Origin of the sequence: Atlantibacter hermannii, from assembly GCF_009907385.1 — a bacterium.
Lineage (GTDB): Bacteria > Pseudomonadota > Gammaproteobacteria > Enterobacterales > Enterobacteriaceae > Atlantibacter > Atlantibacter hermannii_A.
In genome coordinates, this window is record NZ_JAAATR010000033.1 from 192,248 (window position 1) to 214,249 (window position 22,002).

25 protein-coding genes are annotated in these 22,002 nt (G+C 55.6%); 12 read left to right on the forward strand and 13 right to left on the reverse strand.

Annotated features, from left to right (window positions below):
• Window positions 1-8: 8 nt before the first annotated feature.
• Window positions 9-1,034, reverse strand: coding sequence for an HTH-type transcriptional repressor PurR (gene purR / locus GV764_RS10540; protein WP_161660112.1), 1,026 nt, complete (start codon window positions 1,032-1,034; stop codon window positions 9-11).
• A 287-nt stretch (window positions 1,035-1,321) separates the two neighbouring features.
• Between purR and cydH the strand changes: the two genes are divergently transcribed.
• Both cydH and GV764_RS10550 read left to right on the forward strand, forming a co-directional pair.
• Complete coding sequence (gene cydH, locus GV764_RS10545) at window positions 1,322-1,411, forward strand: cytochrome bd-I oxidase subunit CydH (protein WP_125293449.1); 90 nt, start codon at window positions 1,322-1,324, stop codon at window positions 1,409-1,411.
• Window positions 1,412-1,645: 234 nt separating this feature from the next.
• Complete coding sequence (locus GV764_RS10550; protein WP_161660113.1) at window positions 1,646-2,812, forward strand: MFS transporter; 1,167 nt, start codon at window positions 1,646-1,648, stop codon at window positions 2,810-2,812.
• 36 nt (window positions 2,813-2,848) lie between these two features.
• Here GV764_RS10550 and sodB read toward each other — a convergent pair whose 3' ends face one another.
• Window positions 2,849-3,430: a superoxide dismutase [Fe] gene (gene sodB / locus GV764_RS10555; protein ID WP_161660114.1), complete on the reverse strand. Its 582-nt coding sequence runs from the start codon at window positions 3,428-3,430 to the stop codon at window positions 2,849-2,851.
• A gap of 119 nt (window positions 3,431-3,549) precedes the next feature.
• The gene (locus GV764_RS10560; protein WP_161660115.1) at window positions 3,550-4,380 is read right to left on the reverse strand and encodes a C40 family peptidase; all 831 of its coding nucleotides are present in this window, start codon (window positions 4,378-4,380) and stop codon (window positions 3,550-3,552) included.
• Between the two features lie 330 nt (window positions 4,381-4,710).
• Here GV764_RS10560 and GV764_RS10565 point away from each other — a divergent pair, with 330 nt between their 5' ends.
• Window positions 4,711-5,052, forward strand: a complete 342-nt coding sequence (locus GV764_RS10565) for a Grx4 family monothiol glutaredoxin (protein WP_125293445.1) — start codon at window positions 4,711-4,713, stop codon at window positions 5,050-5,052.
• Window positions 5,053-5,096: 44 nt separating this feature from the next.
• Here GV764_RS10565 and rnt read toward each other — a convergent pair whose 3' ends face one another.
• From rnt to GV764_RS10585, 4 genes are all read right to left on the reverse strand, one after another.
• Window positions 5,097-5,747, reverse strand: coding sequence for a ribonuclease T (rnt, locus tag GV764_RS10570; protein WP_161660116.1), 651 nt, complete (start codon window positions 5,745-5,747; stop codon window positions 5,097-5,099).
• Window positions 5,748-5,844: 97 nt separating this feature from the next.
• Window positions 5,845-6,252 (reverse strand): lactoylglutathione lyase, encoded by a 408-nt coding sequence (gloA, locus tag GV764_RS10575; RefSeq protein WP_002433542.1) that lies wholly within the window; start codon window positions 6,250-6,252, stop codon window positions 5,845-5,847.
• A 79-nt stretch (window positions 6,253-6,331) separates the two neighbouring features.
• Window positions 6,332-7,429 carry an alkene reductase gene (nemA, locus tag GV764_RS10580; protein WP_161660117.1) on the reverse strand — a complete coding sequence of 366 codons (1,098 nt, stop codon included), beginning with the start codon at window positions 7,427-7,429 and terminating at the stop codon, window positions 6,332-6,334.
• 54 nt (window positions 7,430-7,483) lie between these two features.
• The gene (locus tag GV764_RS10585) at window positions 7,484-8,080 is read right to left on the reverse strand and encodes a TetR/AcrR family transcriptional regulator (protein ID WP_161660118.1); all 597 of its coding nucleotides are present in this window, start codon (window positions 8,078-8,080) and stop codon (window positions 7,484-7,486) included.
• A 143-nt stretch (window positions 8,081-8,223) separates the two neighbouring features.
• On the opposite strand from GV764_RS10585, the gene GV764_RS10590 reads away from it, so the two are divergent.
• From GV764_RS10590 to sodC, 3 genes are all read left to right on the forward strand, one after another.
• On the forward strand, window positions 8,224-8,463 hold the full coding sequence (locus GV764_RS10590; protein WP_151604873.1) for a DUF1289 domain-containing protein: 240 nt from the start codon (window positions 8,224-8,226) through the stop codon (window positions 8,461-8,463).
• Window positions 8,464-8,514: 51 nt separating this feature from the next.
• Window positions 8,515-9,411 (forward strand): aldo/keto reductase, encoded by an 897-nt coding sequence (locus tag GV764_RS10595; RefSeq protein ID WP_161660119.1) that lies wholly within the window; start codon window positions 8,515-8,517, stop codon window positions 9,409-9,411.
• An 80-nt stretch (window positions 9,412-9,491) separates the two neighbouring features.
• The gene (gene sodC, locus GV764_RS10600; protein ID WP_125293438.1) at window positions 9,492-10,013 is read left to right on the forward strand and encodes a superoxide dismutase [Cu-Zn] SodC; all 522 of its coding nucleotides are present in this window, start codon (window positions 9,492-9,494) and stop codon (window positions 10,011-10,013) included.
• Here sodC and GV764_RS10605 read toward each other — a convergent pair.
• The 3 genes from GV764_RS10605 to GV764_RS10615 are packed head-to-tail and all read right to left on the reverse strand — an operon-like array spanning window position 10,003 to window position 13,112.
• A complete protein-coding gene (locus GV764_RS10605; RefSeq protein WP_161660120.1) occupies window positions 10,003-12,039 on the reverse strand; it encodes an FUSC family protein in 2,037 nt (678 codons plus the stop codon). The genes sodC and GV764_RS10605 overlap by 11 nt on opposite strands.
• A 3-nt stretch (window positions 12,040-12,042) precedes the next feature.
• The gene (locus GV764_RS10610; RefSeq protein ID WP_161660121.1) at window positions 12,043-12,897 is read right to left on the reverse strand and encodes an efflux RND transporter periplasmic adaptor subunit; all 855 of its coding nucleotides are present in this window, start codon (window positions 12,895-12,897) and stop codon (window positions 12,043-12,045) included.
• On the reverse strand, window positions 12,897-13,112 hold the full coding sequence (locus tag GV764_RS10615) for a DUF1656 domain-containing protein (RefSeq protein WP_161660219.1): 216 nt from the start codon (window positions 13,110-13,112) through the stop codon (window positions 12,897-12,899). Before GV764_RS10615 ends, GV764_RS10610 begins: the two co-directional genes overlap by 1 nt.
• Before the next feature lie 203 nt (window positions 13,113-13,315).
• On the opposite strand from GV764_RS10615, the gene slyA reads away from it, so the two are divergent.
• The gene (gene slyA, locus GV764_RS10620) at window positions 13,316-13,756 is read left to right on the forward strand and encodes a transcriptional regulator SlyA (RefSeq protein ID WP_161660122.1); all 441 of its coding nucleotides are present in this window, start codon (window positions 13,316-13,318) and stop codon (window positions 13,754-13,756) included.
• Window positions 13,757-13,866: 110 nt separating this feature from the next.
• On the opposite strand, the gene slyB is transcribed toward slyA, so the two are convergent.
• On the reverse strand, window positions 13,867-14,334 hold the full coding sequence (slyB, locus tag GV764_RS10625) for an outer membrane lipoprotein SlyB (protein WP_125293433.1): 468 nt from the start codon (window positions 14,332-14,334) through the stop codon (window positions 13,867-13,869).
• A gap of 278 nt (window positions 14,335-14,612) precedes the next feature.
• On the opposite strand from slyB, the gene anmK reads away from it, so the two are divergent.
• From anmK to pdxY, 5 genes are all read left to right on the forward strand, one after another.
• On the forward strand, window positions 14,613-15,737 hold the full coding sequence (gene anmK, locus GV764_RS10630; protein WP_161660123.1) for an anhydro-N-acetylmuramic acid kinase: 1,125 nt from the start codon (window positions 14,613-14,615) through the stop codon (window positions 15,735-15,737).
• 89 nt (window positions 15,738-15,826) lie between these two features.
• The gene (gene mliC, locus GV764_RS10635) at window positions 15,827-16,150 is read left to right on the forward strand and encodes a C-type lysozyme inhibitor (RefSeq protein ID WP_161660124.1); all 324 of its coding nucleotides are present in this window, start codon (window positions 15,827-15,829) and stop codon (window positions 16,148-16,150) included.
• Between the two features lie 57 nt (window positions 16,151-16,207).
• Complete coding sequence (gene pdxH / locus GV764_RS10640) at window positions 16,208-16,864, forward strand: pyridoxamine 5'-phosphate oxidase (RefSeq protein WP_161660125.1); 657 nt, start codon at window positions 16,208-16,210, stop codon at window positions 16,862-16,864.
• Window positions 16,865-17,120: 256 nt separating this feature from the next.
• Window positions 17,121-18,395, forward strand: coding sequence for a tyrosine--tRNA ligase (tyrS, locus tag GV764_RS10645; protein ID WP_161660126.1), 1,275 nt, complete (start codon window positions 17,121-17,123; stop codon window positions 18,393-18,395).
• 89 nt (window positions 18,396-18,484) lie between these two features.
• Window positions 18,485-19,345 (forward strand): pyridoxal kinase PdxY, encoded by an 861-nt coding sequence (gene pdxY / locus GV764_RS10650; protein WP_161660127.1) that lies wholly within the window; start codon window positions 18,485-18,487, stop codon window positions 19,343-19,345.
• 42 nt (window positions 19,346-19,387) lie between these two features.
• Here pdxY and gstA read toward each other — a convergent pair whose 3' ends face one another.
• Both gstA and dtpA read right to left on the reverse strand, forming a co-directional pair.
• Window positions 19,388-19,993: a glutathione transferase GstA gene (gene gstA, locus GV764_RS10655; RefSeq protein ID WP_161660128.1), complete on the reverse strand. Its 606-nt coding sequence runs from the start codon at window positions 19,991-19,993 to the stop codon at window positions 19,388-19,390.
• A gap of 146 nt (window positions 19,994-20,139) precedes the next feature.
• Window positions 20,140-21,645: a dipeptide/tripeptide permease DtpA gene (dtpA, locus tag GV764_RS10660; protein WP_161660129.1), complete on the reverse strand. Its 1,506-nt coding sequence runs from the start codon at window positions 21,643-21,645 to the stop codon at window positions 20,140-20,142.
• Window positions 21,646-22,002: the final 357 nt, after the last annotated feature.

Genomic DNA, 22,002 nt, shown 5'->3' on the forward strand with positions numbered 1-22,002 from the left:
CGGCAGGATTAACGACGATAATCGCGGAACGGGCCGTCCGCCACGGAACGGCGTTCAATCAGGCGCGGGTGCACCTCGATGGTTTGCGACTCTTCGCGCTTATTGACGATGCGGTCGAGCAGCATATTAAACGCGGTTTCCCCCAGCGAATCTTTCGGCTGGTGGATAGTGGTCAGCGCCGGGCTGAAGTAGCGCGCGTTGCGCACGTTGTCATAACCGATCACCGAAATATCCTGCGGCACCCGCAGGCCCATTTCATCTGCGGCGCAAATCGCGCCCATCGCCATCACATCGCCGCCACAGAACACGGCGGTCGGACGCGGCTGCTGGGAGAGGATTTGCTGCATGGCGCGATAGCCGGATTCCGGCTCGAAATCACCCTGCACGATCCAGTTTTCCGGCACGGTGATGTTCACTTCTTCCAGCGCTTTCAGGAAACCGGCCAGACGGCCCGCGCCGGTATTGCGCTCCAGCGGGCCGGGGATGACGCCGATTTCGCGGTGACCGCGTTCAATCAGGTAGCGGCCGGCCATGTAGCCGCCCTGGAAGGCGTTGTCGATCACCGAGTCGGTGAAGTCGGCTTTGGCTTCGCCCCAGTCCATCACCACCATCGGGATATGTCGGTACTCTTCCAGCGTCGACAGCAACGATTCCGGGTATTCGGAGCACATCACCAGTAAACCGTCGACGCGTTTTTGCGCCATCATCGACAGGTAAGCGCGCTGCTTTTCCTGGTTGTTGTGGGCGTTGCCGAGGATCAGGGTATAGCCTTTGCTGAAACAGCTGTTTTCTACGGCTTCGATGATTTCAGCAAAGTAGGGCGCTTCGCTGCTGGTAGCCAGCAAACCGATGGATTTGGTGTGGTTTACTTTTAAACTGCGTGCCACGGCACTCGGGGAATAGTGCAATTCTTTAATTGCTGCCCAGACTGCATTGCGCGTTTCTTCCGCAACAAAGCGGGTTTTGTTAATAACATGCGACACAGTTGTAGTGGAAACGTTTGCGCGTTTAGCGACATCTTTTATTGTTGCCATTCTTGTTACTCCAGACCCTCTCCGAGCCCCTGTTTATCACAGGTTAAACGTTTGCCTATGCCAACCTCGGTCCGCAACATTTCGGTTGCATTATGTCGGGGAGTGCGACATCAAAAGGAGGGGGTCAATGGCTGGTGAAAAATAAGGTAGCGACGGATTTTGTCTGATCTTGCGCAAAAGGGGAAGAGGGAAAACGCATATCAGTTTAAATCCCGTGGTATTTTTGTCTGAATTTATGCAAAAATGATCTGCACACACTTTTAATGTGGGTAACAAGGAGAGCAAAAATGAGCACAGACCTGAAATTTTCTCTGGTGACGACCGTTATCGTACTGGGACTGATTGTGGCAACGGGTTTAGTTGCGGTACTCAACTAAACAAAATTGCATTTCGACCGCGTCTGGCATTAACAAACACCAGAAAATTGCGATTTTTTGGTGTTTGATTCCCTCTTCAGAATAGCCGCCTCCATTATTCACAATTGTGCAAAAATCTTTTGCCAAAATGGTTTCTTCCCTTCTGATGTGACAAATGTCACTCTTTGCTTCTTTTTTCTGACAGGTCGCTCTGCGAAGACCGTAGTGAAGCGACACGACTTCTGGAATTCACCAATGAAAATAAACACTCCGCTGCTGGCGCTGGCTATTGGCGCGTTTGGGATCGGTACGACAGAGTTTTCACCGATGGGGCTGCTGCCGGTCATCGCAAAAGGGGTAGACGTGTCGATCCCCGCCGCCGGGATGCTGATCAGCGCCTACGCGGTAGGGGTGATGGTCGGCGCGCCGCTGATGACGCTGCTGCTGTCGCATCGCGCCCGGCGCAGCGCGCTGATTTTCCTGATGGCGATTTTCACTCTCGGTAACGTGTTGTCCGCCATCGCGCCGGATTACGCCACACTGATGGTGTCGCGCATTATCACCAGCCTGAACCACGGCGCGTTTTTCGGTCTGGGATCGGTGGTGGCGGCAAGCGTGGTGCCGAAGCACAAACAGGCCAGCGCGGTCGCCACCATGTTTATGGGGCTGACCATCGCCAATATCGGGGGCGTGCCGGCGGCAACCTGGCTTGGCGAAAGTATCGGCTGGCGAATGTCGTTCCTGGCGACGGCAGGCCTCGGGGTCATTTCCATGGTTAGCCTGGGATTGTCGCTGCCGAAAGGCGGCGCAGGCGAGCGTCCTGACGTGAAGAAAGAGCTGTCGGTGCTGATGCGCCCGCAGGTGGTGAGCGCGCTGATGACCACCGTGCTGGGCGCGGGGGCGATGTTTACGCTCTATACCTATATTTCACCGGTATTGCAGCACATCACCCACGCCACGCCGCTGTTTGTTACCGCAATGCTGGTGCTGATTGGCGTCGGTTTCTCCCTCGGCAACTGGCTGGGCGGCCGCCTGGCGGATAAATCCGTCACCGGCACGCTGAAAGGCTTTTTACTGCTGCTGATCGTCATTATGGCCGCTATTCCGTGGCTGGCGCGCAGCGAGTTCGGCGCGGCGCTGAGCATGGTGGTATGGGGCGCGGCGACCTTTGCCGTGGTGCCGCCGTTACAGATGCGCGTAATGCGCGTAGCCAGCGAAGCGCCGGGGCTCTCTTCTTCGGTTAATATCGGCGCGTTTAACCTCGGCAACGCTCTGGGCGCGGCGGCGGGCGGCGCGGTGATCCAGGCGGGCTTAGGGTTCAGCATGGTGCCGGTGATGGGGGCGATGATTGCGGCTATCGGTCTGGGGCTGGTGGTGCTCTCTTCCCGACGCGAACGCCAGACGCTGTGCGCGGCGGAATAAAAAACGGAGAAGGGCGACCTTCTCCGTGATACGGACTTACTCAGCGAAGTTTTTCGCCGCAAATGCCCAGTTTACCAGCGCCCAGAAGTGCTCCAGGTATTGCGGGCGGGCGTTACGGTAGTCGATGTAATACGCATGTTCCCACACGTCTACCGTCAGCAGCGGTTTAGCGTCGCTGGTCAGCGGGGTGCCGGCGTTAGACGTTGAAACAATCGCCAGCGCGCCGTCAGGTTTTTTCACCAGCCAGGTCCAGCCGGAACCGAAGTTCTTGATCGCGGCATCGGTAAACTGCGCTTTAAACTCCGCGAAGCTGCCAAACGCTTGATTGATTGCCTCCGCCAGCGCGCCGGTTGGTTCGCCGCCCGCGTTGGGAGCCAGGCAGTGCCAGTAGAAAGTGTGGTTCCACACCTGGGCGGCGTTGTTGAATACACCGCCTTCCGAGCTGCGCACGATCTCTTCCAGCGATTTGCCTTCTAACGCGGTGCCTTTGATCAGGTTATTCAGGTTGGTGACATAGGCCTGATGGTGCTTCCCGTAGTGATACTCCAGCGTTTCTGCGGAGATGTGCGGCGCAAGGGCCTCTCTGGCATACGGTAATGCAGGTAATTCGAACGACATTGCTTCACTCCTTATTATGATCCACTAAATTCCACAAATTTAGTGTGGCTTTAGGGTAGCAAATCAAAAGGGTAAGCAAAAGATGAAGTTACCTGCCTGTTAGCCAGGCAGGTAAAGGATTAACGAATGGTCTTTGAGGTCATGACGCGGCGTGCGCCCACGTAATGACGCTGCCAGTAATCTTCGCTCAGAGAAGTGATTTGAATATCGCGACCGGAGCGCGGGGACTGAATGAACTTCCCGTTGCCGACATAAACGCCCACGTGATCGGCGGTGCCGCGGCCCCGGGTGCGGAAGAACACCAGGTCACCGCTTTCCAGCTCCGCCACGTTGACCGGTGCGGCATCGCGCAGGTGGTACATTTCGTTGGCGGTACGCGGAATACGGAACTTCACCAGATCTTTATAGGCGTAATAAATCAGCCCGCTGCAATCGAAACCGGTACGCGGCGACGATCCCCCCCAGCGATAAGGTTTGCCGATTTGGCCCATCAGTTTGGTCATGGCGGTTTGTTGCGCTTTTTGCACCCGAATTTTATGCGCTTCGGCAATAGTGGTGGGCTTGCCGGCTTTTGCCGCCACGCACTGTTTCTTGCCGGTTTTACGGGATTGGGTGCAGGTCTGTTTGACGACCTCCGCAGCGGCAGTGACGGGCTGAGAAACCCGACGATTTTTGGCTACGGTTTTGGAAGAGGCGGCGGTTTTCTTGCCGGAGGTGCTTTTTTTAGCGGTAGTTGTTTTCGCGGTTTTTACTGCTGATGGTTTGGCGGTTTTCTTTTTTGCTGCGGTCTTGCTGGCGTTGGTTTGTTTAGTGCTGGTTTTCGTTTTGGTGATTTGCTTATGCACGGCCGAGGGACGTGCGTGCTCTGACGCCTGAGTTAATGGCGTAAAGGTTAACGAAGTAAAAAACAGAGCACAAAGCGTAAGCGAAACTTTATTCATCCGCGCCACTGAGCGTTCCCCTGAACTAAGCTGACAATCATGCCAACGTGTGATTTCAAAAACCCGTCGATTCTAATCTATAAAATTGCCTGAAGGTAAGAGCGTTATTCCCTCAAAACGCTGTTTTGATACCGGGCGCAAATAAAATAACCAACCGGCAAATCACATGATGGTTTTTTGCACAATAGTTGAGTGAAAGAGTAAGGTTTTACGTGGCGAAAATGTTATTCTTGCCACATGTTTACCGGGACTGTTGCGTTTATCTGCCAGATTTACACGGTTCCCTGATAACCAGTAAAATACAGGCTATTTGCCTGAGAAGCTTGAGGAAGCAAGACAATGAGCACCACTATCGAAAAAATTGAACGCCAGATTGCTGAAAACCCGATCCTGCTGTACATGAAAGGCTCCCCGAAGCTGCCGAGCTGTGGTTTCTCCGCTCAGGCCGTACAGGCGTTATCCGCGTGCGGCGAACGTTTTGCTTACGTCGATATTTTGCAGAACCCGGACATCCGCGCCGAGCTGCCGAAATACGCGAACTGGCCAACCTTCCCGCAGTTGTGGGTTGACGGCGAACTGGTCGGCGGCTGCGATATCATTATCGAAATGTACCAGCGCGGCGAACTGCAGCAGCTGATCAAAGAAACCGCTGAAAAACATAAAGAGTCTGACGCGGAATAATTCGCGCAGGCATAAAAAAAGCGACCCAGGGTCGCTTTTTTTGTTTATTCATCGGCCTGTAACGGCGGGACTGGCCAGCCGCCCAGACGCTTCCAGCGGTTGACGATTTCGCAAAACAGCCGCGCCGTTTGTTCGGTGTCGTACAGGGCGGAATGCGCTTGGGTGCTGTCAAACGGAATGCCGGCTGCCAGGCAGGCTTTTGCCAGCACGGTTTGCCCTAATGCCAGACCGCTTAACGCTGCGGTATCAAAGGTCACAAACGGGTGGAACGGGTTGCGCTTCAGCGAGGCGCGTTCCGCCGCCGCCATCAGAAAGCCGTGGTCGAATGTGGCATTGTGCGCCACCATAATCGCCCGGTTACAGCCGCGATCTTTAATGCCTTTACGCACCATTTTGAAGATAGCGTGTAAGGCGTCGTATTCGCTAACCGCGCCGCGCAGCGGGTTATGCGGGTCGATGCCGTTAAAAGCCAGAGCTTCAGGTTGAAGATTCGCGCCTTCGAAGGGTTCGACATGGAAGTGCAGCGTTTCGTCGATACCGAGCCAACCCTGTTCATCCATCCTGAGCGTGACGGCGGCGATTTCCAGCAGGGCGTCAGTTTTAGCGTTGAATCCGGCAGTTTCCACATCAATCACGACGGGATAAAAACCACGAAAACGGTCGCACAGACCGGTAAGTTGAGCGTTGTCGGACATCAGCGTCTCTATGTTGGGGAATGAAAAGCAGCGCGTATTATGGCAAAAAAAGGCAGGAGTTGCAGCAGGGCGGGCGCAGTAAGCGCCCGCCAGGAGATCAGTTGCCGAGGCCTTTGCCGGCGTCTTTAGCTTCGATCAGCTCAATTTTATAGCCGTCCGGATCTTCAACGAAAGCGATAACCGTGGTGCCGCCTTTAACCGGGCCGGCTTCGCGGGTGACGTTGCCGCCGTTGGCACGAATGCGTTCGCAGGCTTCCGCCGCGTTATCCACGCTTAACGCGATGTGGCCATAGGCGGTGCCGAGCTCATAGCTGTCCACACCCCAGTTGTAAGTCAGCTCGATAACGGCTTCTTCACTTTCCGGACCGTAGCCAACGAACGCCAGAGAATATTTGTACTCTTCGTTTTCGCTGGTGCGCAGCAGGGTCATGCCCAGCACTTTGGTGTAGAAATCGATGGAACGTTGCAAATCGCCAACGCGTAACATGGTGTGAAGTAAACGCATAACATCCTCGTTATCTGTAAGTTTTTAACCATCAAGGGAATTTGAGTATAGCGGCGATACGTCGCCGCTATCAATTCCATTACAGTGTGGGGTAGTCGATATAGCCTTCCGCGCCGCCGCCGTAGAACAGTTCCGGTTTCTGGGCATTCAGTTCCGCTTTACGCTGCAGACGCTCTACCAGGTCCGGGTTGGCGATATAGACGCGGCCAAATGCTACGGCGTCGATATAGCCTCTGGAAATCAAATCTTCCGCTTTTTCTGCCGTATAGGCACCGGCCCCGATGATAACGCCCGGATACTGCTGACGTACTTTGGCGCGGAATTCGTCAGAGTAAGGCTTACCGCCCGCCCAGTCCGGTTCGGAAATATGCAGGTAGGCCAGGTTGCGTTTTGCCAGCTCGCCAATCAGGTACAGCGCGGCGTCTTCCTGGTCTTCACCGTTGTCGAGGCCGTTGAACGGGCCGAGCGGCGAAATGCGAATACCGATGCGATCGGATGCCCAGGCGTCGCTCACCGAATCCACCACGTCAAGCACTAAGCGAGTGCGGTTTTCGATGCTGCCGCCGTACGAGTCGGTACGCTGGTTAGACGCCGGAGAGAGGAACTGGTGCAGCAGATAGCCGTGGGCGGCGTGCAGCTCCACCAGATCGAATCCGGCTTCGCGGGCGTTAATGACGGCCTGGCGGAAATCGTTAACAATTCCCGGAATTTCCGCGGTTTCCAGCGCGCGCGGGGTGGAGGTATCGACGCGGATAGCGTGGCCCTGTTCATCACGCAGCGAGGTGCGGGTTTCCGCACGGATCGCCGACGGCGCAACCGGCGCTTCGCCGCCCGGTTGCAGGCTGGCGTGAGAAATACGGCCGGTATGCCACAGCTGGACCGCAATACGGCCATCGCGTTCGTGAACTGCTGCGGTGATTTTTTTCCATGCGGCGATTTGTTCAGCGCTGTGCAGGCCTGGCGCGCCTGCATAGCCTTTAGCCTGGGCGGAAATCTGGGTCGCTTCGCTGATGATCAGACCGGAGCTGGCGCGCTGGCGGTAATACTCCACCATCATGGCGGTGGGGATATCGCCCGGCTCGATGCTGCGCAGACGGGTCAACGGCGCCATAAACACGCGGTTCGGCGCGTTGACAGCGCCAACTTTAAGCGGGGTAAACAGTTTTTCTGATGACATAAAAACTCCTGAGTAGACCGGTCGTCTAGTGTTATTCGAAATAAAAAGCACCTGTTACGCAGGTGCAGAGAGTAAGGCTTTCACATGCCCAAGCGCGCTTTCTAACGGCAGGGCGCTACGCGAAATTTTGGCCTGAAGGCTGGCGCCCAGCCACAGGGCATAAAGCATATTGGCGGTGGAAACGGCATCATGGGTTAATTTCAGGCTGCCTTCCTGTACCCCTTGCGCCAGGTTTTCCGCCAGCAGGGCGATGATTTTCGCCGCGCCATGATCGAGCGCAACGCGCATATCTTCGGATAAATCACACACCTCGGCAGACAGCTTTACCGTCAGGCAGCCGTTAATCCGATCGTGGCTGCAAAACTGTTGCAGCGTTTGCTGATAGTGCGCCAACAGCTTTTCACGGGCGTTGCTGCCCGGGGCGGAAAAATGCCGGGTCAGGCGTTGATGATAGGCCGTGTAATAGCGTTCAAGCATCGCCACGCCAAACGCTTCTTTGGAGCGAAAGTAGTGGTAGAACGACCCCTTGGGCACTTCAGCGGTTTTTAGCAGCTCGCTTAATCCCATGCCCACAAAGCCCCGGTGCAGGCAAAGCTGCTCGCCGGTAGCAAGGATGTGTTCGCGGGTATCGTGTTCAGCTATCTTGTTCATGGCGCTTACTGTAGTAGACCAATCGGTCTAATGCAATTTTTCTTTATCGCTCCGCGTGACGTTGTCACATAAAAGAGCTGGGCACTTGCAACAACGGCTGTCACAGGCTTGAATAGTAGTAAGGCGTTTAATCCGGAGGGTCAGTGGCCGAACAACTCGAGTTTTTCCCGATCCAAAGCCCGTGTCGCGGCATTTGCCAGTCTGATGAAAAGGGATTTTGCCGCGGCTGTATGCGCAGCAGAGACGAGCGTTTCAACTGGCAGGCCATGAGCGATGCGCAAAAGCAGGAGGTGCTACGCCTGTGCCGCCAGCGCTGGCTGCGTAAGCTGCGCGCCAGTAAAACCTCGCAGGATGACGAACCGCAACAACCTTCACTTTTCTAGCCCGCGCAGTCACGTATACTCAGCATTCATTTATTCGTCGAGGTAATTAAGATGGTTCAGCGTATTACCCTTGCGCCGCAAGGCCCGGAATTTTCGCGTCTGGTGATGGGCTACTGGCGGCTGATGGACTGGAATATGTCGGCGCGGGAGCTGGTCAGCTTTATCGAACAACATCTCGATTTAGGGATCACCACCGTCGACCATGCCGATATTTACGGCGGCTACCAGTGCGAAGCGGCGTTTGGCGAAGCGCTGAAGCTGGCGCCGCAGTTGCGCGACAGAATGGAAATTGTCACCAAATGCGGCATCGCCACCACGGCCAAAGCGGAAAACAAAATCGGCCACTACATCACCGATCGCGCGCATATTGTCGAAAGCGCCGAGACGTCGCTGAAAAATCTTGCCGTTGAACATCTCGATTTGCTGCTGATCCACCGCCCGGACCCGCTGATGGATGCGGATGAGGTGGCCGAAGCCTTCCTGCAACTGCATCAGGCGGGAAAAGTACGCCACTTCGGCGTGTCTAACTTCACGCCGGCGCAGTTCTCGCTGCTCCAGTCGCGTCTGCCGTTTACGCTGGCGACCAACCAGGTAGAAATTTCTCCGGTTCATCAGCCGCTGCTGCTGGACGGTACGCTTGATCAGTTGCAACAGCTGCGCATTCGCCCAATGGCCTGGTCCTGCCTCGGTGGCGGCCGTCTGTTTAACGATGAGTCGTTCCAGCCGTTGCGTGATGAGCTGCAACAGGTGGCGCAGGAGATCGGCGCGCAAACCATCGAGCAGGTGGTCTACGCATGGGTAATGCGCCTGCCGTCGCAGCCGCTGCCGATCATCGGCTCGGGGAAAATCGAACGCGTGCGTTCCGCGATCCATGCGCTGTCGCTGGAGATGACTCGCCAGCAGTGGTTCCGCATCCGCAAAGCCGCGCTGGGTTACGATGTACCGTAATTCCTAAAATTGCCGCCTCCCGCTTCGGATCCTGCCTGTGTTCTAGACTTAACAGGCAAATTCATGAATCAGGAGGCACGATGAAAAAAATCAGTCTGGCAATGGTAGTCCTGTTTGCCTGCGGCGCAGCCCAGGCAGCCAGTGAAGACGTTGAGATGCATCTGGTTACCCCTCAGGGCATCGGTCAATCCATCGGTGAAGTCGAAATCGAAGAAACCGACAACGGCCTGAAATTTACCCCCGATCTGAAAGCGCTGCCGCCCGGCGAACGCGGTTTCCATATCCATGCTAACGGCAGCTGCGAACCGGCAATGAAAGACGGTAAACCGTCCGCCGCAGAAGCGGCGGGCGGACACCTCGATCCGCAAACGACCGGTAAGCACCAGGGCCCTGAAGGCGCAGGCCATATCGGGGATCTCCCGGTGCTGTTAGTGGATAAAGACGGCAACGCCAAAGAGGCGGTCACCGCGCCACGTCTGAAAAAACTGGATGAGGTGAAAGGTAAGGCGCTGATGATCCACGTCGGCGGCGATAACATGTCCGATAAACCGGAACCGCTTGGCGGCGGCGGGGCACGTTTCGCCTGTGGCGTTATAAAATAGTCGCCGGTGCGCCGTCAGCGGGATTATCCGCCGACGGCGCTTGTTCCAGCTGTTTGAGCGAACAGTACAGTCGCCAAATCAACGCCGCCAGCTCCACCGCAGCCGGATCGTTGCGTCGGGCTAACACCCCGGCATAACGCTGCAATTCGATTAACGCCACCCCGAGCGGTTTTTTCTGAATGCCGCGCTCGCTCATCACATTGCGTAACGTGCTGATGCAGATATCCCGCACTTGCGACAGCGGATCGGAACGCGCTTCCCAGGCGCGAAGCGCCCATACCACATGTGAACAGTTGAGCAAGACCACCCCCCAGCGCAGCAGCCAGCGGCGGGCGCGCTCTTCTTTCGCCTGGCTGAGCTGGTGGACGTGATGATACACCAGCGATTCGAATTCGCTTTCGCTGTACTCAGGTTTACGGCTCAGCTGATCGATAAAGCCCCGGCGCAGCGCCCGAATATGACGGCGGCCTTTGCGGGTGTCCGAACCGGGTTTCAGAATCGAGAACGCCATCCAGGCCAGGCCGACACCGATGATTTTCGCCAGGTTATCGTTAAGAAAATCGCCAAAGTCATACACCGGCGGATTGGTCACCGCGATAAAGGAACCCATGAACACGATGAGTTGCCCCCACAGACCGGCGAATTTGGGTTGCTGGAGCTTCATGAGTTGCATGGTGGTCAGCAGCGGAAATAAAAACAGCAGGAACTCCCACAGCTCGGTGACCCGGATCATCAGGCCGAATTTTACCGCAAAGCTAAACAGCGACAGCAATATCAGGGTGCGCATCAGCAGGGATAACGACTGATGCGGGGAAGGCGAGGCAGAATAGAGCACGCAACAGATAGCGATCATGGTCAGTGCAGAACTGCCGGCATCCCACTGCGCCTCTATCGTCCATGCGCAGCCCAGAATAATGACGCAAAACGTGCGTAACGCATTCCAAAGGGCTTCAGCGATATCGGCATGGCGGGTTAGCGAGGCGGTTTTCGGCGTGGGGACGGCGATACCCGCGCGATCGTTTTCCAGTACCACCAGCTGATGATTCACCCGCAGATAAGTATGGCAAAAATAGCGCAGGCGCTGCCAGTACGCGAGGTGCCGGTAATCATTCGCTTTCTGCGGCAGGCACAGCGCCAGCAGGCGGGCAATACGGTAGCGATCCGGCTGCTCACGCGCCAGTTCCGCCAGGATATCACTCTGCAACGCAGCGATGTGCGGCGGCATGTCATGCCAGTTAATTAACAACCGACGCAAGCCTGAAATCGTGCTGGTCAGCCGTAACTGTTGATGCAGGATGGCATTGAGCAGATTGTTATTCTGGCGAAAACGATAATGGCTCCAGAACGCCTGAATACGCAAAATATTCAGCGTCAGAATTTGGCCGATCATGCCCTGATGGGCGGTGCGCATCGCGTCGGTGGTGTCCGGCTGCCAGAGTAAATGGGCATGTTCCAGCAGCCGTGCATGCAGGGATTTCAGGGAGACCAGCAGCGTGGTGCCATCAGAGGTGCTGGGCAGCACCATCATCATAAAACCGCCGCAGGCGATGCCGATCAGTACCTCGCAGACCCTCGCCTGGGCGATATCCCAGAGCTGGGTCGTTTCCACGGTGTTCACCATGGTAAAGGCGATGATCGCGGCGGTGTAACCCGCAAGCTGTGCGGCATAGGCGGCATTATTGTGAAAATGGCTGGAGGTCCAGGTGCATAGCGCCAGCCAGCCGGCCATAGAAAGCGAAAAAAACCACGGCTCGTTGAGCGTACTCCCGGCGATGATCAGCGATGCGCTGGCCCCGATCAGGCTACCTACCACCCGGCCAAGGCTTTTGCTGATCACGCCGCCGGGCGTCGGGAAGCTCACCACGGCGGCAGACGTCATGGCCCAGTAAGGCTCATCCAGATCGAGCGCGTAGGCGATACTCAGCGCCAGGCACATGGCAATCGCATTGCGCAGGGCATAGCGCCACTGGTTGCCCGTTGCTTTGCCCCAGGGCGCGCGTTGCCAGTCAAGCCAGCCGAGATTCATGGATTACTGCTCGATAGCGATGGTGCAGGTGGTGCCGGAGACTAACAGCGCGTTATCCGGTACGTTTTGCAGCTCAAAACGTACCGGCACCCGCTGGGCCAGCCTGACCCAGGGCACATTGGGTTTAACGTCGGGCACCAGCCCGCTGTCAGTTTCCACACTTTGATCGTAGATAGCCCGGCCAATGCTCTCAACCCGGCCAGCAAGCGGCGTATCGTTGCTGAGCAGAGTGATTCGGGCGGTTGCGCCCGGCGCAATATGGCGCAGTTTGGTCTCTTCAAAATAGCCCACCACATAAAAGGAGTGGCTGTCGATTAACGCGAAAACCGGGGCGCCGGTGGAGGCGTAGTTCCCGACGCGTACTGACAGATTGGTTACCCAGCCGTCGACTGGCGCGGTCACGTTAGTTTGGGAGAGTTGCCATTGGGCTTGCTCCAGCGCGGCCTTTGCCACATTCACGGCGGCCTGCATGGCTTTCACGTTGAGGGTGGCGCTGTCTAACTCTTCGGCGGAAATATAGTTGTGCGGCAGATGCTGGCGGCGGCTGGCTTCATTCTGCGCTTTCGCCAGGTCGGACTGAGCATGGGCCAGCTGCGCTTGCGCGTTAAGTACCGCAATGCGGAACGGCGTGGCGTCTATGCTGAACAGCGGCGCACCGGCTTTGACAAATTGATTATCCCGCACGTCGATGTGCGTGATCGTGCCGGCGACCTGGGGCGAAATATCCACCAACTCTGCGCGCACTTTCCCGTCGCGCGTCCAGGGGGATTGCATGTAATAGTTCCACAGCCACCAGCCGGCCAGAATCACCGCCGCCAGGACAATCAGCGTGGAAAAGTACTTCACGGTCTTCATCATTAAAACAGCCCTGTTGTCAGAAGAAACATCCCGCCGCATACCGACAGGACAAACAGCGATAAATCCATCAGCGTGGGGTGCCAGACAGCGCCTGAGTAGAGCCAGTTACGCACCAGGCGATGCACGATGAGCCAGATAAACAGGCCGATAAACACCGCTTTAAAAATGGGAGGGAAGTAGACAGAAGCGCCAACCACCACATCCTGTAGCGGCATGCCGGGCGGCACAGATAACAGTTTCACTTCGGATTAACCCTAATCATAACGGCCATAACACGCTGTTTCCCTGACAGGTTGTAGAATCAAATTATAGACTTTGCGCGAAGCGACAGGAAAATCAGTAATTTGTTTTAGACATATAAATGCTGCACACTAAGTTTAAAATCAGTACAATAAGTTAGCAAGCTAATTATAAGGAGATGAAATTGGAATCGCCATTAGGTTCTGATCTGGCGCGGCTGGTACGCATATGGCGTGCTCTGATTGACCATCGCCTGAAACCTCTGGAGTTGACGCAAACCCACTGGGTCACGTTGCATAACATTCATGAGTTGCCGCCCGATCAATCGCAAATACAACTGGCTAAAGCGATCGGTATCGAACAGCCGTCGCTGGTGCGTACGCTGGATCAGCTGGAAGAGAAGGGGCTGATCGCCCGTCACACCTGCGCAAATGACAGACGCGCAAAACGCATCAAGCTGACTGAAAAAGCGGCGCCGATCATCAGTGAAATGGAAGATGTGATCCGTAAAACCCGGGGCGAAATCCTCGGCGGCATCAGCCAGCAGGAGCTCGAACTGTTAATCAACCTGATCGGGCGCATTGAAAAGAACATTATCCGGCTTCAGGGCCAGGATTAATCAAAGGCCTCGCTTCCACGAGGCCTTTTTGTTGAGTGCAGAAAACCCTGCTCAGAATGGGGGGCTGTAATCAACAAAAAGCGGCTAATGTAAGCCGCTTACGGGAAAGATTAACGTGGGGAAACGGTAACCTGGCTGCCTTTGTTGGCCATCACAACGCGCTGACCGGCAGAGAATTTAGTCGCGCCCTGTTTCTGCACAACCATGATGGTATCGCCATCATCTTTACGAATTTCCAGTTCAACGCCCTGCGTTTTATTCATTGAACCCTGTACGCCCTGGCCTGCCACGCCGCCTGCCACTGCGCCCGCAGCGGTGGCCAGCGAACGACCGGTGCCGCCGCCAATGGTGTTACCCAGGAAGCCGCCCAGCACCGCACCGCCGATAGCGCCGATGGCGTTATTATCGTCGCCACCCTGAATCTGCACCGGACGAACGTTGACAACGGTACCATAGGTTACACGCTGAACCTGTTTGGCTTCTGACGCGCTATAGACGTCGCCTGAAAGGCTATCGTTATTCACACAACCCGCCAGCGTTAAACCCACCAGCGAAACCATCAGAACTCGTGAAATCATGTAAATCTCCTGTTCACCACGCTACGCTCAAAATGAGCATCCTTATGGCAAATTATAAGATACTCCACACTGTGATTTCACACTATTGTGGAGCCTCGATACAAAAATAATAGAAGCGTCTTCATTAACCGTAGCTAAACATCGGTGATGCTGCCGCGCCAGACACAATCTAAAAATTTCTTTACAGGCTAACCCGGTCATGTTGCCAATTAAACATGGCGTAATCAGAGTGGTTATGATTCAGTTATTGCCTCAGGCGGCATAAAAAAGGATTGAGTATGAAATCGGGTCGTTATATCGGAGTGATGTCAGGCACCAGCCTTGATGGGGTGGACGTGGTCCTGGCGACCATTGATGAAAACATGGTTGCCCAGCAGGCGAGCTTGTCCTGGCCGATTCCGCATACGCTGAAAGAGGCCGTGCTGGCGGTGTGTCAGGGGCAGCAGTTGACCCTCTCTCAGTTCGGGCAACTGGATACCCGGCTGGGCCGCCTGTTTGCCGATGCGGTGCAGGCGCTGATGCAGCAGGAGAAACTGCGTCCTGAAGACATTGTGGCGATCGGCTGTCACGGGCAAACCGTGTGGCATGAGCCACAGGGCGATGCGCCGCACACGCTGCAAATAGGCGACAATAACCAGATTGTTGCCCGCACCGGCGTGACCGTGGTCGGCGATTTCCGGCGGCGGGATGTGGCGCTTGGCGGGCAGGGCGCGCCGCTGGTGCCGGCTTTCCACCATGCGCTGCTGGCGCACCCCAGCGAAAGGCGTATGGTGCTGAATATCGGCGGTATCGCTAACCTTTCCATGCTGTTTCCCGGCGCGCCGGTCAGAGGCTACGACACCGGGCCGGGCAACATGCTGATGGACGCCTGGATTTGGCGTCAGCGCGGCAAACCGTACGACAGGGATGCCCAATGGGCGAGCAGCGGTAGCGTTATCCCTCCTTTATTACAGCAAATGCTCAGCGATCCCTATTTCGCCGCGCCAGCCCCCAAGAGCACCGGTCGTGAGTATTTCAATTACGGCTGGCTGGAGCGCCATCTGGCGAACTTCCCCGGCGTGAAAGCGCAGGACGTGCAGGCGACGCTGGCCGAACTGACGGCAGTCACCATCGCAGAACAAATTTTACTGTGCGGCGGTTGTGAGCGTGTGCTGGTATGCGGGGGCGGAGGGCGAAATCCGCTGGTGATGGCGCGTCTTTCCCGCCTGCTGCCCGGCACGGAAGTGACCACCACTGATGAAGCCGGTATCAGCGGTGATGATATGGAAGCGCTGGCCTTTGCCTGGCTCGCCTGGCGCACCCTCAACGGCTTGCCGGGCAATTTGCCTTCTGTGACGGGGGCCGCAAATGCCACAGTATTAGGGGCCATTTTTCCCGCCAATGCTCTGAACTATCAGAGTTAACTGAAGTTCCACGGTGGGCGTAACCGATAGACTGTTCATTACATGGAGGGCGCAGCTCTCCAGGGAACAGGTTTATTCAGGATACGCCCATGAAAAAATTACTTGTCGTTTTACTCCCCACGCTGCTGGCGGGTTGCTCAACCTATAACAACTTCGTTGAGCGTATGCATACCGATACGCTTGAGTACAAGTGCGATGAAAAGCCGCTGAGCGTCAATCTCAACAATACCCGCCAGGAAGTCAGCTTCGTTTACGATGATAAACCGCTCACCCTCAAACAGGGACTTTCTGCGTCCGGCGCGCGTTATACCGATGGCATTTATGTTTTCTGGTCAAAAGGCGATAGCGCAACGGTTTACGACAAAGATCGCATCGTGTTGAATAACTGCCAGTTGCAAAACCCTAAGCGTTGAGATTTTATCGGGTGGGGCGCACAATAACGCCACCCGAAAATTCCTCTAAGAATCACTATGTCTGACAACGATGCCCTGCAACAGATCGCGCATTTACGCCGCGAATACACGAAAGGCGGTTTACGTCGTCACGATTTGCCCGACCAACCGTTAGCGCTGTTTGAAAAGTGGCTTGGCCAGGCCTGCGAAGCCAAACTGGCCGATCCCACCGCCATGGTGGTCGCCACGGTGGATGAAAACAATCAGCCCTATCAGCGGATTGTTCTGCTCAAACATTATGACGAGCGCGGACTGGTGTTTTACACCAACCTCGGCAGCCGCAAAGCGCACCAGATCGAACATAATCCCCGCATTAGCCTGCTGTTCCCCTGGCACATGCTGGAGCGCCAGGTGATGGTGATAGGCCAGGCCGAACGCCTGTCTACCCTGGAAGTAATGAAGTACTTCCATAGCCGCCCGCGCGACAGCCAAATCGGCGCCTGGGTGTCGAAGCAGTCCAGCCGTATCTCCGCGCGCGGCATTCTGGAAAGCAAATTCCTCGAACTGAAGCAAAAATTCCAGCAGGGCGAGATCCCCTTGCCCAGCTTCTGGGGCGGTTTTCGCGTCTCCATAGAGCAAATGGAGTTCTGGCAGGGCGGCGAACACCGTCTGCACGATCGTTTTTTATACCAGCGCGACGCTGATGCCTGGAAAATAGACAGGCTGGCGCCCTGAGTATCGGTTTTATTCTTTAAGCGCTGGTACTCCCGTTGCGAGCGCTTTATTCTATACCCGTCATATTTCGCGTTGCAGATGCGTTGGCTGCGTTCATTCATCCCAGTCACTTACTGTTGTAAGCTCCCGGGAATCCTTCACTTGCCGCCGTCCTGCAACACGAATTATTTAGGGTAGATAAATCCTTTTAATTTTCGCCAGTGGGCGAAGAGCCGTGTACCGGCACAGGTGCAGTCGTAAATACATGGAGAAATTGATGGCAACCAGCAATTTGATTAAACAATTGCAAGAGCGGGGCCTTGTGGCCCAGGTGACGGACGAGGAAGCGTTAGCAGAGCGACTGGCGCAAGGGCCAATTGCACTCTATTGCGGCTTCGATCCGACCGCCGATAGCTTGCATTTGGGCCATCTGGTTCCTCTGCTGTGCCTGAAGCGTTTCCAGCAGGCAGGGCATAAGCCGGTAGCGCTGGTAGGCGGCGCAACCGGTCTGATCGGCGATCCGAGCTTTAAAGCCGCGGAACGCAAGCTGAATACCGAAGAAACCGTGCAGGAGTGGGTAGACAAAATCCGTAAACAGGTTGCTCCGTTCCTGGACTTCGACTGCGGCAGCAACGCCGCGATTGCCGCCAATAACTATGACTGGTTCGGCAATATGAACGTGCTGACCTTTCTGCGCGACATCGGCAAACACTTCTCTGTTAACCAGATGATTAACAAAGAAGCCGTTAAGCAGCGTCTTAACCGCGACGACGTCGGGATCTCTTTTACTGAATTCTCCTATAACCTGCTGCAGGGTTACGACTTCGCCTGCCTGAACGAACTGCACGGCGTGGCGCTGCAAATTGGCGGCTCCGACCAGTGGGGTAACATCACCTCCGGTATCGATCTGACCCGCCGTCTGCATCAGAACCAGGTATTCGGCCTGACGGTTCCGCTGATCACCAAAGCCGACGGCACTAAATTCGGTAAAACCGAAGGCGGCGCGGTGTGGTTAGATCCGAAGAAAACCAGCCCGTACAAGTTCTACCAGTTCTGGATCAACACCGCTGACGCCGATGTTTACCGCTTCCTGAAATTCTTCACCTTTATGGATCTCGACGCCATCAATGCGCTGGAGCAGGAAGACAAAACCAGCGGCAAAGCGCCGCGCGCGCAGTACGTGCTGGCCGATGAAGTGACGCGTCTGGTGCATGGCGAAGAAGGACTGGTGGCGGCGAAACGCATCACCGAAAGCCTGTTCAACGGCAATCTGAGCTCACTGAGCGAAGCGGATTTCGAACAGCTGGCGCAGGACGGCGTACCGATGGTTGAACTGGCGACAGGCGCAGATTTACAGCAGGCGCTGGTTGACTCTGAGCTTCAGCCGTCCCGCGGCCAGGCGCGTAAAACCATCGCCTCCAACGCGGTCACCATTAACGGTGAAAAACAGTCAGACCCGGAGTACACCTTCAGCGAGGCCGATAAACTGTTTGGCCGCTACACCTTATTACGTCGCGGCAAAAAGAATTACTGTCTGGTTTGCTGGAAGTAATATTTGATGTTGAAGGGCGTGGGAAACCACGCCCTTTTATTTTGTCTGAATAAAGCCTGTTGTCGTCAGTAAAGTTGTTGGAAACAGAGATGAAAAACATCCTCGCGATTCAATCCCACGTGGTATTCGGCCATGCCGGTAACAGTGCCGCGGAATTCCCGATGCGTCGTCTTGGCGCAAACGTCTGGCCGCTGAATACCGTTCAGTTTTCAAATCATACCCAATACGGGCAGTGGACCGGCTGCGTGATGCCGGCGAACCACCTTAGCGACATTGTTCAGGGCATCGCCGATATCGGTCAGCTTCAGCGCTGCGACGCGGTGCTCAGCGGTTATTTAGGGTCGGCGGAACAGGGCGAGCAGATCCTCGGCATCGTTCGCCAGGTTAAAGCCGCCAATCCGGCGGCGAAATATTTCTGCGACCCGGTGATGGGGCATCCGGAGAAGGGCTGCATCGTCGCCCCCGGCGTGGCGGAATTCCATACCCGCTACGCCATGCCCGCCAGCGACATCATCGCGCCTAATCTCATCGAGCTGGAGATCCTGACCGGCCACGCGGTGAATAGCGTCGATCAAGCCGTTAGCGCAGCCCGTGAGCTGATCGCGCAGGGCCCGCAAATCGTGTTGATTAAGCACCTGGCCCGCGCCGGTTACCGGCTGGATAAATTCGAAATGCTGCTGGTCACTGCCGACGAGGCGCTGCATATCAGCCGCCCGCTGGTGGATTTCGGCGCGCGTCAGCCGGTGGGCGTCGGCGATGTCACCAGTGGATTGCTGTTGGTCAAACTGTTACAGGGCGCGACCCTGCGCGATGCGCTCGAGCACGTCACGGCAGCCGTTTACGGCGTAATGGCGGTGACCAAAGAGATGAAGGAGTACGAGTTGCAGGTGGTTGCTGCGCAGGACCAAATCGCTAAACCTGAGGTGCGTTTTAACGCCAGCGTGGTGTAAGCATTTAAAACGATGCCTCCGGGCGGAGGCATCGCGGGCAATTTAAGCAATACCTTCCGCTGCCAGCGCCGCCGCTACGCCCGGACGTGCTTTGACACGTTCCATATAGCTGGCGATATTCGAAAACGCGCTCATATCCAGCTTGATGGCATAGGCCCAGCGCAGCACGGTAAACAGATAGGCATCCGCTACGGTGAAACGCAGCCCCAGCAGCCACTGCTTATCTGCCAGTTCGTCGTCGATGTATTGCAACTTCTTCTCCAGCGCCTTGCGGGCGATGGGTTTAAACTCTTCCGGCGTATCCGGGCGGAACAGCGGCGTAAAGCCTTTGTGCAGCTCGGTGGCGATATAGTTCAGCCATTCCAGGGTGTGGTAGCGCGTCATACTGCCCGACGGGGCCAGCAGCTGGCGATCCGGTACTTTATCGGCGATAAACTGCACAATGGCGACGCCTTCGGTCAATAGCGAACCATCTTCAAGCTGTATCGCCGGTACCTGGCCTTTCGGGTTGATTGCCAGATAGTCAGCACCGTGCTCGGTGGTTTTCGCCGCTAAATCGACTTTCTCCATCGTGAAATCCAGGCCCGCCTCGCGCAGTGCGATATGCGGAGAGAGGGAGCACGCGCCGGGTTTATAAAACAGTTTCATGGACATTTCCTTAACGCATTGGGGGATCGAGATTTACTGATACTACACAGTAACGCGTTGGGATTCAGGCATTTTAACGAAAATTGTGTGACCGATAATGTCAAAAAAAAAGCTCGCCGAAGCGAGCTTTTATCCGGTGAGGAGGATTACGCCGTAGCGGTATCAATGGCTTTAGCAGATTTTTCGTCGTCCTGCGTCATACGGTTCAGTTTCGGCGCGGTCAGGATCATGATCGCGGCAATCACCGCGGTGGCGATACCGATTTGCATAAATACGCGGCCATACACTTCCAGCGACTGCAGCGGATCGGTGACGTTTTCCGGCACCGCCATCATGTTTGCGACGTAGCCGCCAATCAGGTTAGCGCCTGCCGTAGTCAGGAACCAGCTACCCATGATGAAGCCCATCAGACGCTGTGGAACCAGTTGCGCAACCATCGCCAGGCCCAGACCGGAGATCATCAGTTCACCGAAGCTCTGCAGCGCATAGCTGGCAATCAGCCAGTTAACGGACACGATACCGGCGTCGTTGGCGAATTTAATCCCTACTGGCAGGATCAGGAACGCGCCAGAACACATCACCATACCGATGGCGAATTTATGCGGCATCGGCAGACGGTCGCCCATCTTGTTATAGATAGCGGCCAGAATCGGGCTACCAATCATGATCCAGAACGGGTTCAGCGCCTGATACTGTTCCGGCTCAAAAGAGATACCCAGAATCGCATGCTCAACGTTGCGAATAGCGAAGAAGTTCAGCGAGGTCGGCATCTGGCTGTACAGAACGAAGAATACAATCGCTTCCAGCATCAGAATGAATGCCACGATCATTTTACGGCGTGCCGCGCCCTGCATGGCAAAAGCTTCTTTACCGAAGATAAACACGATGCCCAGCGCGATAAAGCCCAGCGCCATGCGCGCGATACCCTGGTTGTGCAGCAGCCAGGTCGCGATAGTGATCAGCACGACGATGCCTGCCAGCGTGGCCAGCAGTTTGCCGAAGTGCACCGGCTGGAAATCCGGTTGAGAACCGTAATCTTTAACCCAGGCGCGGCAGAACAGGAAGTTGACCACGGTGATCAGCATACCCACTACGCTCAGCGCGAACGCCACGCTCCAGCCGTACTGCGCGGCCAGCCACGGTGTCGCCAGCATCGAGAAGAATGAACCAATGTTAATCGCCATGTAATACATGGTGAATGCGCCATCGAGACGCGGGTCATCTTTCGCGTAGCAGGTTGAGAGCAGGGAAGACGGGTTGGCTTTAAACAGGCCGTTACCCACGGCGATAGTCGCCATACCGATGTAAACGATGGCGGCGTCATGACCCGACCATGCAACCAGCGCATAACCAATCGCCAGCACAATTGCGCCTAACAGGATAACGCGCTTTGTACCCAGTACCTTATCACCCAGCCAGCCGCCAATAGACACCAGGCCATAGACCAGCGCGCTAAAGGAGGAGAACAGGGTGATTGAATCCGCTTCTGACATACCCAGCTGTTTAACCAGGTAGACGGCCATGATCCCTTGCAGGCCGTAAAAACCAAAACGCTCCCATAACTCGATGGAAAAGATCAGATAGAACGATTTCGGTTGTTTAAAAGCGTTCAGGCTGACGCTTTCGGTTGGTTTATTGTTTGCAGTCGACACATATACCTCTTTTTTTACGTCCCATATTAATGGGGAAAAAACTCAGCGTGATGCCATTGCGGGCAGTCGCTTGTTGTTATAAGGAGGGGAAACGGCGGGTAATGTTCACTATCCTGGCTTCTCAGACAAGAGCTTTGCAATACTCTGTTACATATCTTGCGGGCAGAATTTTAGTCGCCTCATTGAAACCTCATCCAGAGTTAAATTTCAGTACGATAAAATTAACAGTTCGAATATCCGTCTGTTGCTATCAGATTGCCCGATCAGGTGATATATTCTGCTTTCCAGTTTAAAAGCCAGTGATAAAGTCCGGTTTATAAACAACAAGTGGTCGAATGTGTTGGCTCGTGAAGATAA

What these genes read in the sequence shown, in the direction of transcription:
- purR (WP_161660112.1), bottom strand. Translation starts at nt 1,034, where the DNA reads ATGGCAACAATAAAAGATGTCGCTAAACGCGCAAACGTTTCCACTACA.
- cydH (WP_125293449.1), top strand. Translation starts at nt 1,322, where the DNA reads ATGAGCACAGACCTGAAATTTTCTCTGGTGACGACCGTTATCGTACTG.
- GV764_RS10550 (WP_161660113.1), top strand. Translation starts at nt 1,646, where the DNA reads ATGAAAATAAACACTCCGCTGCTGGCGCTGGCTATTGGCGCGTTTGGG.
- sodB (WP_161660114.1), bottom strand. Translation starts at nt 3,430, where the DNA reads ATGTCGTTCGAATTACCTGCATTACCGTATGCCAGAGAGGCCCTTGCG.
- GV764_RS10565 (WP_125293445.1), top strand. Translation starts at nt 4,711, where the DNA reads ATGAGCACCACTATCGAAAAAATTGAACGCCAGATTGCTGAAAACCCG.
- rnt (WP_161660116.1), bottom strand. Translation starts at nt 5,747, where the DNA reads ATGTCCGACAACGCTCAACTTACCGGTCTGTGCGACCGTTTTCGTGGT.
- gloA (WP_002433542.1), bottom strand. Translation starts at nt 6,252, where the DNA reads ATGCGTTTACTTCACACCATGTTACGCGTTGGCGATTTGCAACGTTCC.
- nemA (WP_161660117.1), bottom strand. Translation starts at nt 7,429, where the DNA reads ATGTCATCAGAAAAACTGTTTACCCCGCTTAAAGTTGGCGCTGTCAAC.
- GV764_RS10585 (WP_161660118.1), bottom strand. Translation starts at nt 8,080, where the DNA reads ATGAACAAGATAGCTGAACACGATACCCGCGAACACATCCTTGCTACC.
- GV764_RS10595 (WP_161660119.1), top strand. Translation starts at nt 8,515, where the DNA reads ATGGTTCAGCGTATTACCCTTGCGCCGCAAGGCCCGGAATTTTCGCGT.
- sodC (WP_125293438.1), top strand. Translation starts at nt 9,492, where the DNA reads ATGAAAAAAATCAGTCTGGCAATGGTAGTCCTGTTTGCCTGCGGCGCA.
- GV764_RS10605 (WP_161660120.1), bottom strand. Translation starts at nt 12,039, where the DNA reads ATGAATCTCGGCTGGCTTGACTGGCAACGCGCGCCCTGGGGCAAAGCA.
- GV764_RS10610 (WP_161660121.1), bottom strand. Translation starts at nt 12,897, where the DNA reads ATGATGAAGACCGTGAAGTACTTTTCCACGCTGATTGTCCTGGCGGCG.
- GV764_RS10615 (WP_161660219.1), bottom strand. Translation starts at nt 13,112, where the DNA reads ATGCCGCTACAGGATGTGGTGGTTGGCGCTTCTGTCTACTTCCCTCCC.
- slyA (WP_161660122.1), top strand. Translation starts at nt 13,316, where the DNA reads ATGAAATTGGAATCGCCATTAGGTTCTGATCTGGCGCGGCTGGTACGC.
- slyB (WP_125293433.1), bottom strand. Translation starts at nt 14,334, where the DNA reads ATGATTTCACGAGTTCTGATGGTTTCGCTGGTGGGTTTAACGCTGGCG.
- anmK (WP_161660123.1), top strand. Translation starts at nt 14,613, where the DNA reads ATGAAATCGGGTCGTTATATCGGAGTGATGTCAGGCACCAGCCTTGAT.
- mliC (WP_161660124.1), top strand. Translation starts at nt 15,827, where the DNA reads ATGAAAAAATTACTTGTCGTTTTACTCCCCACGCTGCTGGCGGGTTGC.
- pdxH (WP_161660125.1), top strand. Translation starts at nt 16,208, where the DNA reads ATGTCTGACAACGATGCCCTGCAACAGATCGCGCATTTACGCCGCGAA.
- tyrS (WP_161660126.1), top strand. Translation starts at nt 17,121, where the DNA reads ATGGCAACCAGCAATTTGATTAAACAATTGCAAGAGCGGGGCCTTGTG.
- pdxY (WP_161660127.1), top strand. Translation starts at nt 18,485, where the DNA reads ATGAAAAACATCCTCGCGATTCAATCCCACGTGGTATTCGGCCATGCC.
- gstA (WP_161660128.1), bottom strand. Translation starts at nt 19,993, where the DNA reads ATGAAACTGTTTTATAAACCCGGCGCGTGCTCCCTCTCTCCGCATATC.